Genomic DNA, 15880 nt, shown 5'->3' on the forward strand with positions numbered 1-15880 from the left:
TCGTAGGAAAAAGGGACCGCGATCAGGCGGCGAACAGGTCTTCGTCCAGACTGCGGCGCGCCCGGTTGAGGTTTTGCTTCGCGGTTTGGTTAGCGGTCATGGCGCCGAGAATGGCGGCGACGTTGCCGCCGCCGGGGGCGCGGGACCGGGCGGGCGCGGCCAGGCCCTGGATGCGCTCGGCCAAGGCGGCCATGCGGGCCGCCCGTTCATCGTCCAGCGAGGCCGGCGCGGCCGGAGCCGGAGCGGGAGCCCTGACAGGCTCGGGGACCGCCGCGGGGGCCGGCGCGGGACCGCGGGCGATCAGGACCTCAAGCTGGGCCTTGACCTCGCGGGCCTTGATGATGCGGTCGTGCAGCAGATCGGTCTCCTGCCCCGAGGCGCGCAGGGAGGCCAGGGCGGCCTCGGCCCGACCGGCGGCGGCATTGAGGTCAGTGACAGCGGAGGCGAAGGCCTGCTGACCCTCGCGCAGGGCGGCCAGCTTGCGCTCCAGCCGCACGCCGTAACCGAGGGCGGCGACCAGCAGCACCATCAGCACGCCGTCGAGGATCAGTCCGGTCATCAGCGTCTTCCCTTCGCGAGGCTCGTGGCGGTCTCGACATCGATCGGCGCCTCGACGCGGACCGCGATATGCTGGCCCTTGCGGCCCATGCGGCCGGTGGTCAGCGGGATCGATCCGGCGCGGACCGAAATCTCCGAATCCGGGGTGGCGTTGAGCATCAGGGTGTCGCCGACCTTGAAGTTCAGCACCTGCGACAGCGGCAGCTGCTGCTCGTCCAGCACGGCGCGGACCTCGGTGCCGGTGCTCCAGAGTTCGGTGGCCAGGTGGCCTTCCCAGATGTTGTCGCGGCCGAATTTCTCACCCATGAACTGCTGCAGCAGCATCTTCCGGATGGGTTCGAGGGTGGCGTAGGGCAGCAGCAGCTCGATGCGCCCGCCGCGGTCCTCCATATCGATGCGCAGCTTGACCAGGATGGCGGCGTTGGCGGGCCGGGCGATGGCCGCGAAGCGGGGGTTGGTCTCCAGCCGGTCGAGATTGAAATGCACCGGGGTCAGCGGCTCGAAGGCGGCGCGGGCGTCGGCCAGCACGACCTCGACCATGCGCTGGACCAGCACCCGCTCGATGGTGGTGTAGGGTCGGCCCTCGATGCGCAGGGCGGCGGTGCCCCGGCGGCCGCCGAGCAGCACGTCGACGATCGAATAGATCAGGTTCGAATCGACCGTCAGCAGGCCGTAGTTGTCGAGTTCCTCAGCCCGGAACACCGCCAGGATCGCCGGCAGGGGGATGGAGTTCAGATAGTCGCCGAAACGGATCGACGAGATGGTGTCCAGGCTGACCTCGACGTTGTCCGAGGTGAAGTTGCGCAGGGAGGTGGTCATCAACCGCACGAGGCGGTCGAAGACGATCTCCAGCATCGGCAGGCGCTCGTAGGAGACCAGGGCCGAGTTGATGATGGCCCGGATGCCGGACCGTTCAGAGCCGTCGTCGTCGCCGAGGTCGAAGCCGAGCAGGCTGTCGATCTCGTCCTGATTGAGGACGCGTTCGGACTTCGCCGGCGCGTCCAGATCGGCCATCGGCTCCACTTCGTCGAGCGGATGGGGGTCTTCGGCGAAGGCGGCGTCGGTCATGCCTACTGCACCAGCATTTCTTCAATCAGGACGGCGTCGACCTTGCCCGGGGCGGCGATCAGGTTGACCCGGCGAAGGATTTCGGCGCGCAGCTGGAAACTGCCGGCCGAACCGGCCAGATCATCGGGCCGCAGTTCGCGCAGGAAGCCCTGGAACATGTCCTGCAACCGTGGCATCTCGGCCTGCAGGTGCTCGGCCAGGGCGTGGTCGTGCATCTCCAGCGTCAGCTTCAGCTTGAGGAAGGTCGGCTTGCCCGACGGATCCTGAATGTTCACCACCATGTCCGGCAGGGTGTAGAAGGTGACGCCGTCGGGGCCTTCGGCGATGACGCCGAGCGCGGGGTCGGCGTCGCCGGCCGGCGCGCCGTGGCCATCCCCGCCCTTCTTGTCGGCCTTGCCGTGGCCGTCGTCCTTCTTGGCCGCCTTGCCGTGATCGCCGCCTTCGGCCGCCTCGGCCTTGGGCTGCATCAGGAAGAAGGCCGCGCCGCCGCCTCCGCCCAGCACCACGAGGGCGGCGGGGATGATGATGAACAACAGGGGTAGCTTCTTTTTCTTCGGCGCGGCGGTATCGCCGTCCACCGTTTCGCCGTCGGTGACGGCCGGCACGGCGGCGTCGTCGCCCGCGGCCGCCCCACCCTTCTTCTTGCCGAATTTGAACATGCCGCGCGCCCCGAGAATCTCTCGCTCCATACGAGCGGTTTTTGGTTAACGAGGCGCTAAGAACCGGCAAATCCTGCCGGGCGCCGGGGAGGGCCTTGCGGCTGAAAGGCCCGTCCCGCCTGGGTTAACCCCGTTGGCACGGCCGTTGCGAGGGATCGGGCGAAAGGAGCCGCCCGTGGAAAACGCCGCCTATGTGGGACTGTCACGTCAGATGACGCTGCGCCGCGAACTCGACATCGTGGCCAACAACATCGCCAATGCGGACACGACCGGGTTCAAGGTCGAACAGCTGCTGCTCGGCGAAGAGGTCGGCGAGCGGGCCCGCAACGCCTTCGTCCGCCCGGGCGTCAGCTTCGTCATCGACAACGGCGTCGGCCGCGACTTCGGGCAGGGCGCGCTGGGCCAGACCGGCCGGACGCTGGACTTCGCCATCGAGGGCGAAGGCGCCTTCTTCGCGCTGAAGGACGGCAACGGCGACGCCTACACCCGCGACGGCGCCTTCACCCTCGACCCCGAAGGCCGGCTGACCACCCAGGGCGGCGCGGCGGTGCAGGGCGACGGCGGCGACATCGTGCTGAACCCCGCGCTGGGTAAGGTTAGCGTAGCCGCCGACGGCACCATCAGCCAAGACGGCCAGCTGGTCGGCCGGCTGAGCGTGGTCCGCTTCGACACCCTCGGCGTGCTCGAGAAGAGCGGCGACGGCCTCTACCGCAACGCCTCCAACGCCGCCCCCGTGGCCGCCAACGACGTGCAGGTGCGTCAGGCCATGCTGGAGGGCTCCAACGTCAATCCGATCCTCGAGATCACCAATCTGATCGAGATTCAGCGCGCCTACGAGAGCGTGACCAAGATGATCGAGAACACCAACGACCTGTCCCGGCGCGCCGTCGAGCGCCTGGGCCGGGCCGCTTAAGGAGAACGGGACATGAGAGCGCTCAGAACCGCCGCCTCGGGCATGGCCGCCCAGCAGCTGAACGTGGAGGTCATCTCCAACAACATCGCCAACATGAACACGGTCGGCTTCAAGCGTCAGCGGGCCGAGTTCCAGGACCTGCTGTACCAGAACGTCGAACGCATGGGCGCGCAGTCGTCCAGCCAGGGCACGGTCGTCCCGACCGGCATCCAGATCGGCGCGGGCGTCAAGGCCGGCTCGGTCTACCGCGTCGTCGAGCAGGGCACGCCAAGCCAGACCGGCAACCGCTACGACATGGCGATTGATGGACGGGGTTATTTCCAGATCCTGATGCCGTCGGGCGAAACCGCCTTCACCCGGGCCGGCAACTTTTCGGTCAATGGCGAAGGCCAGCTGGTCACCGACGACGGTTATGCGGTGCAGCCGAACATCTCGATCCCGCAGGACGCCATCGACGTCGCGGTGTCCAAGACCGGCCAGGTCCAGGTCCTGACCCAGGGCTCGCCCGAACCGCAGGTGATCGGCCAGCTGGAACTGGCGACCTTCTTCAACGAGGCCGGCCTAGAGGCCATCGGCGATAATCTGCTGCTCGAGACGGCGGCCTCGGGTCCCGCCAACGTCGGCGCGCCCGGCGAGCCCGGCTTCGGCAACCTGCTGCAAGGCTATACCGAGTCCTCGAATGTCGACGCCGTGGTCGAGATCAGCGCCCTGATCATCGCCCAGCGGGCCTATGAGATGAACTCCAAGGTCATCACCACCGCCGACCAGATGCTGTCGGTCGGCGCGCAGGTGAAGTCATGAGGGCCCTGATCGCCGTCGCCGCGCTGCTGCTGGCGGGGCCCGCCCTCGCCGGCCCGGTCACCCTCAAGGCCAATCCGGTCGATGCGGACGGGCAGATCACGCTCGGCGACCTGTTCGACGGGGCCGGATCGGCCTCGGGCGTCGTGATCGGCGCCCGTTCGGGCCCCTCGGCCGTGTTCGAGGCGGGCCAGTTGCAGGCCATGGCGCGGCAGGCGGGGCTCGACTGGGCAAATCCGACCGGGCTGCGCCGGGTCGTGGTGCGCCACGCCGCTGTCGCGCCGGCGACCGTCCAGGGTCCCGCCGCCGCAACGGCGGCCCCCGCCCCGGCCCGCGCCCTGCCGGTCCGCGCGGCCTACGCCGACCGGATGATCAGCCGCAACGACATCGTCGAGGTGATCTACGAAGCCCCCGGCGTGCGCCTGACCATCACCGGCCGGGCCGAAGGCAACGCCGCCGAAGGGCAGCGCCTGGCCATCCGCAACCTGCAATCCGGCCGCGTCTTCGACGCCGTCGCGACCGCGCCGGGCCAGGCCATCGCCGGCCCGGGGGCCCAGACCATCCGCACCCATCAGCTCGCCGCCCGCTAGAGGGAAAGAGTACCCATGCGCACCGCCCTGATCGTCACCGCCGCCGCCCTGACCTCGACGCTGGCGCTCGGCGCCTGCTCGACCGCCGTCGAGGCCGTGCGCGGCCCCGAACTGGCTCCGATCGGCTATCCCGCCGCCCTTGTGCCGACCAGCCAGGTCTATCTGCCGTCCCCCGAGCAGCAGCGGGCGGACCGCGCCGCCAGCGCCAACAGCCTGTGGCGCACCGGGGCCCGAACCTTCTTCGGCGACCAGCGCGCCCGCCGGGTCGGCGACATCCTGACCGTCAACATTGACATTGACGACCGGGCGCAGACCCAGAACTCGACCGCGCGCAGCCGCAGCAACGAGATGACCGGCGGCGTCACCAACTTCTTCGGGCTCGAGAACAGCCTCGGCCGAGCCTTCCCCGGCGGGTTCGACCCGGGCAGTCTGGTCGGGCTGGCGGGCGAATCCAGCGCCAACGGCACCGGCTCGGTCAGCCGTTCGGAGAAGGTCAGCCTGACCATCGCCGCCGTCGTCACCGACGTGCTGGCCAACGGCAACATGGTCATCCAGGGTCGGCAGGAAGTGCGCACCAACCGCGAGGTTCGCGAACTGACCGTCGCCGGCATCGTGCGGCCCGAGGACATCAGCTCGGCCAACACCATCGCCCACACCCAGATCGCCGAGGCCCGCATCAGCTACGGCGGCCGGGGCGACATCAGCCGGGTCCAGGCCACGCCGGCGGCCCAGTCGCTGGTGGAGCGGTTCAGCCCGTTCTAGGGGGCGTGGCCTATGTCATCCCGGAAGCGTCGCAGGCGCTATCCGGGGCGCATTGGCACAGCCGCCGCGCGGATTCCGGGAGGATGATCTTCCGGTCCGCCGCCTCCCCGATCTTCGCTTGCGGCGTCGGGACGACGAACCGTTCTGGCCGGTTCCCGCCCCTGTGTCTTTTTCGCCGAAGCCAGCCCGCCTGTCGCTTTCGTGAAGCGGCGCCGTGAACCGTTAACGGAAACCCGCGTTTGGCCTGTCAGACGCGAGTACAGTTTCCATGTTCAAGTTCGCCATTCCTGCTGCCGCCGCCCTCGGCCTGATCGCGGTCGCCGCCCAGTCCCGAGCCACTGACGCCTCACCTGAGGCGCTCGCGCCTGCGCCGATGGGCTGGCATCTGACCCATGAGGGCCAGATGGCCAAGCTGGCCTATGGCGTGGCGAACTCCGACCACGTGGCGCTGATGATGACCTGCGAGCCGGGCGCGGCCCAGGCCACCGTCTATGGCGATGTGCACCCCGCCAGCCCGCGTCTGATCCATGCGTCGATGAAGGCCGAAACCATCGATCCGCTGGGCGGCGGACTCGCCGACGAGGCCCGTATCCCGCTGCGGGATCCCGCCCTGCGCAAACTGGCTGACAGCGGCAAGCTGACCGTCGAGGGCGAGGCCGGTCACTTCGAATTGACCGCCAAGGGCGACGAACGTCGTCTGGTCAACGCGTTTTTCGCCTATTGCGGAAGCGGCACGGTCTGATCACATCCCGGATCGGACCATTCAGCGGGGGCTGAGACCATGATCGCCAGTATCGCCGGCCTCGCCCTTCTGGCGTTGCAAACCGCGCCGCCCGAGACCGCCTGGACCTGGACGCTGTATGCGGACGAGGCCCGTGTGGCCCTGGCGCACGAAGTTCCCGACACGGCGAACCTGCGCTTCACGCTTGAATGCGACCCGGCCTCGGGCGTGGCCCGCGTGGCTTTCTATGGCGGCGCGGCCGGGACCGGCATGGCGCGGATCACGGCGGGCGAGGCCTCGGCCGTCACGGAATCGACGACCGAGCGGGGCGCGCTGAAGCTGACGCTGCGCACCGACCATCCCGTTTTCGCGGCCTTCGCCGCCGACGGCCGGATGGCCGCGATGGTCGGGGACCAACGCCGGGCCGTCGAAGTGCCCCGCCGCCACCTTGCCAAACTGCGCCGCTTCACCGAACTGTGCTCGGGCTGACCGCCCGGAGTTGATCGCATGCGTGCCCGCGTCTTCATGTCCCTCGCCGCGCTGGGTCTCGCCGTCAGCGGTTGCGCCACGGTCGCGCCGCCGGCCCCGGAGCGGACGGTCACCGAGGGAGCGGGACCGGTCCCGGAACCGGTCCCGGACCACGACTGGTTCTTCAACATCGACGGCGACACCGCCCATATGGCCTATGGACTGGCCGAGAGCGACGATCTGCGCCTCGGCATGAACTGCCGCCGGGCCTCGGGTCGGCTGGAGCTGGCCACCGTGGCGGAAAATGGCGCGGCCGCTGAAATCCACGTTGAATCCGGTGGCGAGACCGAACGGTTTCCCGCCCGCAGCGAGCCGTCCGAGGTTCATGACGGGGTCTTTCTGGTCGCAGACGCGCGAACGACCGAGCCGGTGTTCCAGCGCTTTCGCCGGGTCGGCTGGATCGCCCAGTGGCGGGACGGCCGGCGCGACGCCTATGCGCCGCATCCGGAGTCCGCCGCGAACATCGAGCGGTTCTTCGCCTTCTGCGGTTGACGGGCGGCCCACGCTCCGGTGCAGTCCCGCGCCAGTCGGAGGGACGCCATGAAGTTCGTGATCGCCATCGGGGCCGCCGCCCTGCTCGCCGCCGCCGCGCCCGCGAGGGCGGAGGCCGCGCCGGAATCGACAGCGCGCCAGACCACGCCCGAGCCGAGCCGCGACGCCGAACATCCGGCGCTGGCGGCGATCCTGGCGGACTATGAGGCCTGGCTGAAGGCCAACGACCCGATCTCGGCGGGCCGGGAGGGCGACAAGGCGGCCCTGTCGCGCCTGCCCGACGTGTCGCGGGCGTATGAACTGGCCCAGGCGCCGGTGCTGCAGGGTTTCACCGACCGGCTGGCCGCGATCGATCCGGGCGCGCTGAACGACGAGGACCGGCTGAACCACGCCTTCCTCGGGCGGGTGCTGGAGCGGGCGCTGGCGCGCATCCCGCTCGATACCGGCCGGATCGGGGCGTTCAACTCGGAGGGCGGGCCGGGCCAGTCGCTGGCCTATGTCGCCAGCGTCAGCCGCATCACCAACCGGGAGGAGGCCGAGGCCTGGATCGACCGGCTGGAGGCCATGCCGGACTTCTACCGTCACCGGCTCGACGACGCCCGGCGCGGGCTGGACAGCGGGCTGGTGCAGCCCCGCTCGGTGGTCGAGAACGCCCTGAGCCTGATGGAGCCGGAGGCCGGCTATACCGCCGACACCGATCCGCTGCTCAAACCCCTGGCCGCCCTGCCCGCCGCGATCAGCGCCGCCGATCAGGCCGCCCTGCGCGCTCGCGCCGCCGCCGTGGTCGCCGACCGCATCATGCCGGCGCGGCGCGCGTGGGCGCGGTTCCTTCGCGACGACTATCTGCCGGTCGCGCCGGAGAGCCTCGGCCTGGTGCACCGGCCCGGCGGGCGCGACCTCTACGCCTTCCTGACCGGGGGCTACACCACCACCGACCTGACGCCGGACCAGATTCACCAGATCGGCCGCGACGAGGTGGCCCGCATCCGCGCCCGCATGGACGTGGAGATGCGGGCGGCGGGCTGGACCGGCGATTTCGCCTCGTTCCTGACCTTCCTGCGTACCGATCCGCAGTTCTACGCCACGACGCGCGAGGGCCTGCTGGAGAAGGCGTCGGAGATGGCCAAGCGGGCCGACGACGGCCTGCCAGCCCTGTTCGGGACCCTGCCCCGCCTGCCCTATGGCGTGCGCCCGGTGCCGACCGAGATCGAGGCCAACTACACCACCGGCCGCTACTTCTCCGGCTCGATGGAGAACGGGGTGGCCGGCGGCTATATGGTCAACACCTCGCGGCTGGACCAGCGGCCGCTGTACGAACTGCCGGCCCTGACCCTGCACGAGGCCGTGCCCGGCCACCATCTGCAGATCGCCCTGCAGCAGGAGGCCGAGGAGGGTCCGTATTTCCGCAAGGACGCCAATGTCACCGCCTTCACCGAGGGCTGGGGCCTGTATGCGGAGTTCCTCGGCGAGGAAATGGGCTTCTACCGCACGCCCTATGAACGGTTTGGGCGGCTGAGCTACGAGATGTGGCGCGCCTGCCGGCTGGTGGCGGACACCGGCATCCACTGGCTGGGCTGGGACATCGAACAGGCGCGGGCCTGTTTCCGCGACAACTCGGCCCTGGCGCCGCACAACATCGAGACCGAGCTGCAGCGCTATATCGGCTGGCCGGGGCAGGCCACGGCCTACAAGATCGGGGAGATCCGGCTGAGGGAGATCCGGGCCCGGGCCGAGCGGGCGCTGGGCGACCGGTTCGACGTGCGGCGGTTCCACGACGCGTTGCTGGTGGACGGCCCGCTGCCGCTCGACCTGCTGGACGCGCGGATGGACCGCTGGATCGCGGAGGAAAAGGGGCGGTGAGAGCCGCCGCTAGGCGAGGCCCAGCGCAGCCCGCGCCTTCTTCGTCAGCTTCGCCGCCACGATGGAATAGGCGATGGCCAGATGCTCGGCCAGTTCGTCGTCCGGCCAGTCGGCGGGGTCGTCCAGATGGACCCACTTCGCCCGCGCCAGATAGGGGGCCGGGCGGGCGCGGCCGGCCCCGGTCAGGATCTCGAAGGCGATGTCCGAAACCTTGAACGACAGCCCGCCCATGCCGCCCATGATGGCGAACATCTTGCCGCCGACCTTGTACGCATCGTGGTCGTCGCCGAACGGATGATCCAGCGTCGCACCCGGCAGCGCCAGGCAGACCCGGCCGACCCCCGCCCGGTCCATGTCAGGCCTCGACGCCGACGCCGATCGGGCAGGTCACGCCCGTGCCGCCGATGCCGCAATAGCCGCCGGGGTTCTTGGCCAGATAGGCCTGGTGGTAGTCCTCGGCGAAGTAGAACGGCCCGGCCGGGGCGATCTCGGTGGTGATCCCGCCCTGCCCCGCCTTGGTCAGCGCCTGCTGGTAGGCGTCGCGCGAGGCCTCGGCCTCAGCCTTCTGAGCGTCGTTCAGATAATAGATCGCCGAACGGTAGGTGGTGCCGACATCATTGCCCTGACGCATGCCCTGGGTCGGGTCGTGGTTTTCCCAGAACACCTTGAGCAGCTCGGCGTAGCGGATCTCGTGCGGATTGAAGACCACCTGCACCACCTCGGCGTGGCCGGTGCGGCCGGTGCAGGTCTCCTCATAGGTCGGATTGGGCGTCAGCCCGCCCGCATAGCCGGCGGCGGTGACCCAGACGCCCGGCAACTGCCAGAACACCCGCTCCACGCCCCAGAAACAGCCCATGCCGAAGACGGCGGTCTCGAACCCCTCCGGATGCGGCCCCTTCAGCGGGCGGCCGGTGACGTAGTGGACCTCGTCCGTGCGCACCGGCTGATCCCGGCCCGGCAGGGCGGTGTCGGCGGTCGGCATGTCGTGGGATTTCTGGGACAGCATGGCGGGAACTCCGGTCGGACGCTTCGTCGCCTATATGGGATGTCTTGCGGCGCTTGCCGAGGGGGTCGGCTTGTTCTATCAGCCTCGCCTCCGCCGGAAAGACCTCCCGGCGGTTCACGCGCGTCGTGGAACGGACAGGTGGCGGAGTGGTCGATCGCGCACGCTTGGAAAGCGTGTGTAGGTGAAAGCCTACCGAGGGTTCGAATCCCTCTCTGTCCGCCACGGCCGCGCCCTAGGCCTCTGACACAGCCTGAGCTCTGCAAAGCCGCGGAAACGACGCCGGTCTTCGCCTGCATTCCCCACCGCTTAGCGCGGCCAGACGCCCAATCCGGCAGTTTCCAGACAATTCCCGATGCCTCTCTCTGGCTGTCTTGAGCAATACCCGGTTTGCCTCGACCCTGTTCCTACCTGTTTCCTGTGTTAGGTGCTCCCCGAACCGCTTGCCCGCAGCTGGTTGAGGCGCCGCAAACGCCCGCCCCGTGGGCACTATGCTCGGACATGCTGAGAGACATGTCCTGAAATTATCAGGCTGAGATCAGGGCCTGTTCCGGCGATAATCAGGTCCTGCAGATCAAGATAACAGGTCCAGCAAGGCCGGTTATCAGGACCTCGTCCCGAAGAGAGTGCGCTGATCTTCCCACGAGAGGGGGAGAACGGTTCCCCGCAAGCTCTGCAAGGTCATGCCGACGGGTTGCCGCCCTTCCATGATGGCCTCCTGGATGTCTGGCGCCAGGAACGCCAGACTGGCGATCGCGCGGATGTAGCCATCGTCGATGCCCTTGCAGTCCCGCCAGCACGGAGTACGTCCCGCGGCGTTGATGCCCACGCGGCCGAGCTCCAGATGCGCGCGACGTAGGGCCGCCACCAAGGTCCTATCGACACGGCGCCTTTCGACCCGACCCGACGCGCTCGCTTCAAGCCACACGCGCCCCGCCCTCTTCTGCAGCCTGGCCGGCACGACCAGCGTCAGTGATCCATCCGCCGCCAGAGGCGGCAGGTCGCGAACGGCTCTAGTCCGGGCTTCGATGGTCAGCGCCAGCGCCACCCGATCCGAGTAGACTGTGACGCTCGATACGAGATCGCGCAGGGTCGACCACGCCGCCATTGGATGGCCAGTCAGCTCACGGAGACTGGCGGCGACCAGCTCCTCAAGCGGGATCGCGGCGACTCTCTTCAACCCGTCAGCGGGTATCGACACCGGCGCGCCACGCTGCGCTTTCGCGGAGACATAGTAGCGCCAGAGGGAGCCACCTTTTCGTGCTGTCACCGGGCTCATCAACCCGCCAGCTGCATCGTGAACCAAGCCCACAAGGGCCGCCGGTGAACTGCGCGCGCGCTCCCGCCGCGGGACCACCGCCTTGCTGAGGAGGGCCTGCACAGCATCGAAGGTCTCTCGATCGATGATGGGGTCATGCAAGCCCGGCCACGACTTGTCGCCATGGACGATCTCGCCGACGTAGACGCGGTTCTTGAGCAGGTGGAAAAGCTGCCCGCGCCCAAGCGGCTGACCGCCTGACGTTCGACCGGTCGATGCCGTGCGAATACGCGATACTACGCCCTCTGACTTGAGTTCGCGCTGCAGGACGTGGACCGATCCCAGTTCCAGATATCGGCTGAAGCAATGGCGGATGGTCTCCGCCTCGTCAGGCAGGATTTTCAGCGTCCGCTCATGACCGATGTAGCCGAGCGGCGCGTTGCCGCCCATCCACATCCCCTTCTTCTTGGACGCGGCGATCTTGTCCCGGATACGCTCGCTGGTGACCTCACGCTCGAACTGGGCGAACGACAGCAGCACGTTCAGCGTCAACCGGCTGGCCGGTGAGAAGGGCATCTCCCTGGACAGTAGGGGCGACGGCATCAAGGCGCGCTATATTCCCCTGATCCTGAAGTTCATTGCAGAGAAGAGCCGCGACGCCGCCGGCATCGCGCCGACCTTCATCTGGGCCTACGAGGAGCCCGAGAACAATCTGGAATTCCGCCGGGCTCAGGCGTTGGCGGACGCGTTCCACAAACTGGCGGAAGACGAAACCTCACAGGTCCTCCTCACGACCCATTCGCCCGTCTTCTACAATATGCATCTAGACGACCGAGACCGGGGTCTGTGCAGTGCCTACCATCTGACCAAGGCCGGACCTGAAACCGGCACGGTCTGCAGGTCCGCCTCCGAAGCCAGTATTTCCTTGGACGAGTCGATGGGAGCGATGGCGATCATTGCGCCTCACATCAAGGCGGCCCAGACGGCGCTCGTGGAGGCGACGTCACAGGCTGAGGACCTGAAAGGCAAGCTGGCTCGCTATAACCAGGCCAATCTGCCCGCCATCTTCGTCGAAGGCGCCACCGATTACCGGGTGATGAACCGGTTGCTCACGCTGTTCAGGCCAAGGCAGGCCGCACAAGTGTTTCTGGCCGAGCCGCCTCAGCGAGCCGGAGCCAACTACGTCGCCAATATGTTGCGTTCTTGGGAGTTTCGGACGAAGCACCTAGATCTGCGGGAGCGCCGCAGCGCGGTCGGCATCGTCGACTGCGACTTCGCCGGTCTGGACGCCGTCGGGCGCTTCGAAGCGGAGGCCATCAAGTGGAAGCACGTCTCATTGCTAAAACTTGAGACACCCGACCATTTGCAGGCGGCTTGCGATTTGGGTGTTGCACTGCCAGTGACTCTCGAAGAGCTCTGGCCGGCTGCAGTCTGGCAAAGGGCGCAGGAGCAGGGCTGGCTCGTTCAGCGGCCAAGAAAGGGCCTTCTGAGCGAGGACCTGCTGGCCCGCATGGTCGACGAGGATCTCAGGCTAAGCGATGTAGTCGAGAACGACTGGCGGATCTATTTCGAGAACCAAGTAAATGACGATCCCGCCAGCACGGCCAAGATGGACTGGGCATCCTATACGGCGTCGCTCAACGCCGCGGCACTCGAGCCCATCTGCCAAGCTCATCTGGCGATCCTGGATCGGGCACTGGCTAAGCTCGGGATCACGTGACGCGCCCTCTGGTGGAGGTCGAGCCCTGCAAGGTTGCAGCCATTCTCGCGCTTGCGCCGCCGTTCCCCCCACGCTGATCTATACATCGGTTTGCGCGACGCCTCGGATCGGCTGTCATCACCCTAGGTCCGCGAGCAAGCGGGCCATCCGCAGCTAGCTTGGCGAACGTCCTCTTTCGGGTCGCAAACCAATATCCGTTGTTGGCGCGGAGTTGCCCTTCCCTACCCCCGCCTGTTCCCGCCTCGTTCGCGAAATGCGCATAATCGGCATTCCTCGAAGCGCTCTCCAGTCGAGCCCGATCGCCCAAGGATCCGAAGTGGCTGGTCTCGATCCACACTGAAGGGCGGATTGGACCGCTTGGCGCCATAGCGGACATCGGGCTGCTTCCGACAAGGGGAACTTGCCAGCGTATAATTCAATGCGCCGGCGGCGACCGAGCTAGGCACCCTTTCGAACAACGGGCCGCTTCCGGGGGACTCAGCGATGCCCGGCAGTTCACTGGAAGCGTGAGAGACAACGTTTCCAGTGATGTGCAAGATTGGTTGAGCAACCTTGGGATCTTAACAGTCCGCCGCTGCGCCGACATGACAGGAGCACGACCCGGCCCTCAGCTGATCTCGATGAACACCAGCGGGAATGGTGGGCGCGCTTCTGTGTCCGCCCCAGCCAGATAAGGCTCGCGGCTCAGGGTTGCGTCCGATAGCGTCTAGCGGTCAGACTGAGGCGCGCCGGATCCGTCAGGGTGTAGGTGTACGGCTGGAGGCGGCAAATGGGCGAGATCGACACGATCTACTCGGATTTCTGCGATGAGCTGTCGGAACAGGCCTTGTCGTCAGGCGATCCGATAGAGACAGTATTCTTCCAGTCCTATCTGGCTGCCGCCGTCGAGAACGGCGACTGCATCGACCTTGAGCACTGCCCCGCAGCCCGGGAAGGAAGGGGCGGAAGCCGCGTTGACGGCGTCGCCGTCGATGCCGAGCGCGGGGTTCTCTATGTCGCGATCTGCGACTTTCATGCCCAGGACAGCCTCGCGCCATTGCATTCGGCCAAGCTGGAGCGGGTCCGCGAACGCCTCGTGCGGTTTGTCGAGCAGGCGACGGACCCGGCGAGCATGGCCACGATGTCGGCCGATGACGACGGCTTCGACGCCTTCTATCTCGTCTGGAGCCAGCTGCCCCTGATCCGGCGGATCCGTGCCGTGATCTTCTCTAACGCACGCCTTGCGACCGCCCGCCCTCCCGAGGCGGCCGGCGAGATGGCCGGCATCCCTGTCGTCTATAACATTCTGGATTTCAGCCGTTTCGCGGGCATCATGAGCTCACGAACGGGGGGCGAGCCGGTCGAGATCGATCTCGAGGCGCTTGATGCGCCACCGCTGATCTGCCTGCCCGCTTCTACCGGGAACGGACGCTACGCCTCCTACCTGGCGGCCCTGCCGGGCGAGACGCTCGCGGTCATCTATGGTCTCTACGGACCGCGGCTGCTTGAGCAGAACGTGCGGACGTTCCTCCAGGCCAAGACAAAGGTGAACAAGGGCATCATCCGGACGATCCGGGAGACGCCCGAGATGTTCTTCGCCTTTAACAACGGCATCACGGCGACTGCGGCCGGAATGACGACCCGCAAGATCGAGGGCGGGGCCGAGCTCGTGACCGGGATCAGGGGGCTCCAGATCGTCAACGGCGGCCAGACGACCGCCTGCATCCTCGCCGCCAAGGACCGGCACGGCGCCGACCTCTCGGACGTCTATGTCCAGATGAAGCTCACCATCGTCGACGCCGAGCGGATCGAAGATGTGGTTCCCCGCATCTCCCGCTACGCTAACACCCAGAACAGGATCAGCGAGGCCGATTTCTTCTCGAGCCATCCCCTGCATGTGGCGCTCGAACAGATCTCGCGGCGGCTGATCGCGCCGCCGAGACCGGGCCATGTCTCCGGGTCCAAGTGGTTCTACGAGCGCGCCCGGGGCCAGTACCGCGAGGCCACGTCCGGGGCGAACAGCGCAGCGCGGAGTCGTTTCGAGGCCGAGTACCCGAAGGCGCAGGTGATCGACAAGACAAGCCTGGCCCGCCTGGAATTCACCTTCGACTGTCGCCCGCACACAGTCAGCGCGGGGTCGCAGAAATGCTTCCTCGCCTTCGCCGAATACATCTCCCGGGAGTGGGACGCCTCCCCGCTCCGCTTCAACGACGGCTGGTACCGCGACGCCGCGGCCAAGTCGGTGATCTTCCGCTGGACCGACCAGATGGTGGGGGCCTCGGACTGGTACCGGGCGGATCGCGCTTGGAAGGCGCAGACGGTCGCCTACACCCTCGCTTGGATCGTTCACCAAGGGCGGTCACGTGGCAAGGCGGGTCTGGATCTGGCTGCGGTGTGGCGGGCGCAGGACGTCCCCGACGAGCTCCGGGAGGTGATCCGCCAGGTCGCGCCCGCGGTGGCGGCAAAGCTCCGGGACGCACCCGAGAGCGTCCGCAACATCGGCGAGTACACCAAACACCAGGCCTGCTGGTCGGCCGTCTCGGGGCTGTCCATCGAGAGTCTGGAGATACCGGACATCATCTATGTCGACGCCGACCAAGCCCGGCAGGACCGGAAGGACGCGGTCCAGTCGCGGCGTCTGGACGTCGAGCTCGATTTCGAGGCCGCCCTCCCGGCGATGGTCCCCCACGCAACGGCCATCGCGGAGCTCGCGCGGCGGGCGAGGCTCGCCACGCCGCGGGCGGACCAGGCTCTTCGCAAACTGGCCTCCGGGGATGTCCTGATCGGGCCCTCGGAAAGGACGGCGCTGAAGCAGCTGATCGAACGGCTGAAAGCGGAGGGCATCGACCTACCCGGCGACGGGGCCGCTTCTCCCAAGGCCGACGTCGAGGCCACGACGCAGGTCCTCCGCCTCGGATCGGCCGCCGTGCGGATGGTCAAGCTTTGAACCTCCGGGACCCGGGAACCGCCC

General features: G+C 67.7%; 16 protein-coding genes and 1 tRNA gene. 11 read left to right on the plus strand and 6 right to left on the minus strand.

The annotated features are described in order from the left end of the window. Window positions 1-22 precede the first annotated feature (22 nt). Genes HNQ67_RS07725 through HNQ67_RS07735 form a run of 3 tightly spaced genes read right to left on the minus strand, consistent with a single transcriptional unit; the run spans window position 23 to window position 2285 of the window. Window positions 23-559, minus strand: a complete 537-nt coding sequence (locus HNQ67_RS07725; RefSeq protein WP_183254103.1) for a DUF6468 domain-containing protein — start codon at window positions 557-559, stop codon at window positions 23-25. Further along, window positions 559-1572 (minus strand): flagellar motor switch protein FliM, encoded by a 1014-nt coding sequence (gene fliM, locus HNQ67_RS07730; RefSeq protein WP_183254778.1) that lies wholly within the window; start codon window positions 1570-1572, stop codon window positions 559-561. Before fliM ends, HNQ67_RS07725 begins: the two co-directional genes overlap by 1 nt. A gap of 56 nt (window positions 1573-1628) precedes the next feature. Then, window positions 1629-2285: a flagellar basal body-associated FliL family protein gene (locus HNQ67_RS07735; protein ID WP_183254780.1), complete on the minus strand. Its 657-nt coding sequence runs from the start codon at window positions 2283-2285 to the stop codon at window positions 1629-1631. A gap of 175 nt (window positions 2286-2460) precedes the next feature. Between HNQ67_RS07735 and flgF the strand changes: the two genes are divergently transcribed. The 8 genes from flgF to HNQ67_RS07775 all read left to right on the plus strand — a co-directional run bounded on the left by flgF (window position 2461) and on the right by HNQ67_RS07775 (window position 8949). After that, window positions 2461-3198, plus strand: coding sequence for a flagellar basal-body rod protein FlgF (gene flgF, locus HNQ67_RS07740; RefSeq protein ID WP_183254105.1), 738 nt, complete (start codon window positions 2461-2463; stop codon window positions 3196-3198). 12 nt (window positions 3199-3210) lie between these two features. Next, entirely contained in the window at window positions 3211-3999 is a 789-nt protein-coding gene (gene flgG, locus HNQ67_RS07745; RefSeq protein WP_183254107.1) for a flagellar basal-body rod protein FlgG, read from the plus strand. Further along, the gene (locus tag HNQ67_RS07750; protein ID WP_183254109.1) at window positions 3996-4586 is read left to right on the plus strand and encodes a flagella basal body P-ring formation protein FlgA; all 591 of its coding nucleotides are present in this window, start codon (window positions 3996-3998) and stop codon (window positions 4584-4586) included. The genes flgG and HNQ67_RS07750 overlap by 4 nt, the downstream gene beginning before the upstream one ends. Before the next feature lie 15 nt (window positions 4587-4601). Continuing rightward, window positions 4602-5348: a flagellar basal body L-ring protein FlgH gene (flgH, locus tag HNQ67_RS07755; protein ID WP_183254111.1), complete on the plus strand. Its 747-nt coding sequence runs from the start codon at window positions 4602-4604 to the stop codon at window positions 5346-5348. Window positions 5349-5616: 268 nt separating this feature from the next. Further along, window positions 5617-6090 carry a hypothetical protein gene (locus HNQ67_RS07760; RefSeq protein ID WP_183254112.1) on the plus strand — a complete coding sequence of 158 codons (474 nt, stop codon included), beginning with the start codon at window positions 5617-5619 and terminating at the stop codon, window positions 6088-6090. Between the two features lie 39 nt (window positions 6091-6129). Further along, entirely contained in the window at window positions 6130-6558 is a 429-nt protein-coding gene (locus HNQ67_RS07765; protein ID WP_183254115.1) for a hypothetical protein, read from the plus strand. Window positions 6559-6576: 18 nt separating this feature from the next. Then, window positions 6577-7089 carry a hypothetical protein gene (locus HNQ67_RS07770; protein ID WP_246347508.1) on the plus strand — a complete coding sequence of 171 codons (513 nt, stop codon included), beginning with the start codon at window positions 6577-6579 and terminating at the stop codon, window positions 7087-7089. Window positions 7090-7137: 48 nt separating this feature from the next. Then, window positions 7138-8949 carry a DUF885 domain-containing protein gene (locus HNQ67_RS07775; RefSeq protein WP_183254116.1) on the plus strand — a complete coding sequence of 604 codons (1812 nt, stop codon included), beginning with the start codon at window positions 7138-7140 and terminating at the stop codon, window positions 8947-8949. A 9-nt stretch (window positions 8950-8958) separates the two neighbouring features. On the opposite strand, the gene HNQ67_RS07780 is transcribed toward HNQ67_RS07775, so the two are convergent. After that, window positions 8959-9303 carry an MmcQ/YjbR family DNA-binding protein gene (locus HNQ67_RS07780; protein ID WP_183254118.1) on the minus strand — a complete coding sequence of 115 codons (345 nt, stop codon included), beginning with the start codon at window positions 9301-9303 and terminating at the stop codon, window positions 8959-8961. 1 nt (window position 9304) lies between these two features. Beyond that, window positions 9305-9955, minus strand: a complete 651-nt coding sequence (gene msrA, locus HNQ67_RS07785) for a peptide-methionine (S)-S-oxide reductase MsrA (RefSeq protein WP_183254120.1) — start codon at window positions 9953-9955, stop codon at window positions 9305-9307. Window positions 9956-10087: 132 nt separating this feature from the next. Between msrA and HNQ67_RS07790 the strand changes: the two genes are divergently transcribed. Further along, window positions 10088-10177, plus strand: a tRNA-Ser gene (locus HNQ67_RS07790). Between the two features lie 379 nt (window positions 10178-10556). Here HNQ67_RS07790 and HNQ67_RS07795 read toward each other — a convergent pair. Further along, entirely contained in the window at window positions 10557-11750 is a 1194-nt protein-coding gene (locus HNQ67_RS07795) for a recombinase family protein (RefSeq protein ID WP_183254122.1), read from the minus strand. Between HNQ67_RS07795 and HNQ67_RS07800 the strand changes: the two genes are divergently transcribed. Continuing rightward, window positions 11713-12930 carry an AAA family ATPase gene (locus tag HNQ67_RS07800; protein WP_183254125.1) on the plus strand — a complete coding sequence of 406 codons (1218 nt, stop codon included), beginning with the start codon at window positions 11713-11715 and terminating at the stop codon, window positions 12928-12930. The two genes, HNQ67_RS07795 and HNQ67_RS07800, sit on opposite strands and share 38 nt — an antisense overlap. 769 nt (window positions 12931-13699) lie before the next feature. After that, window positions 13700-15856, plus strand: coding sequence for an AIPR family protein (locus HNQ67_RS07805; protein WP_183254127.1), 2157 nt, complete (start codon window positions 13700-13702; stop codon window positions 15854-15856). The last annotated feature ends 24 nt before the right edge of the window (window positions 15857-15880 follow it).

Source organism: Brevundimonas basaltis, from assembly GCF_014202075.1.
Lineage (GTDB): Bacteria > Pseudomonadota > Alphaproteobacteria > Caulobacterales > Caulobacteraceae > Brevundimonas > Brevundimonas basaltis.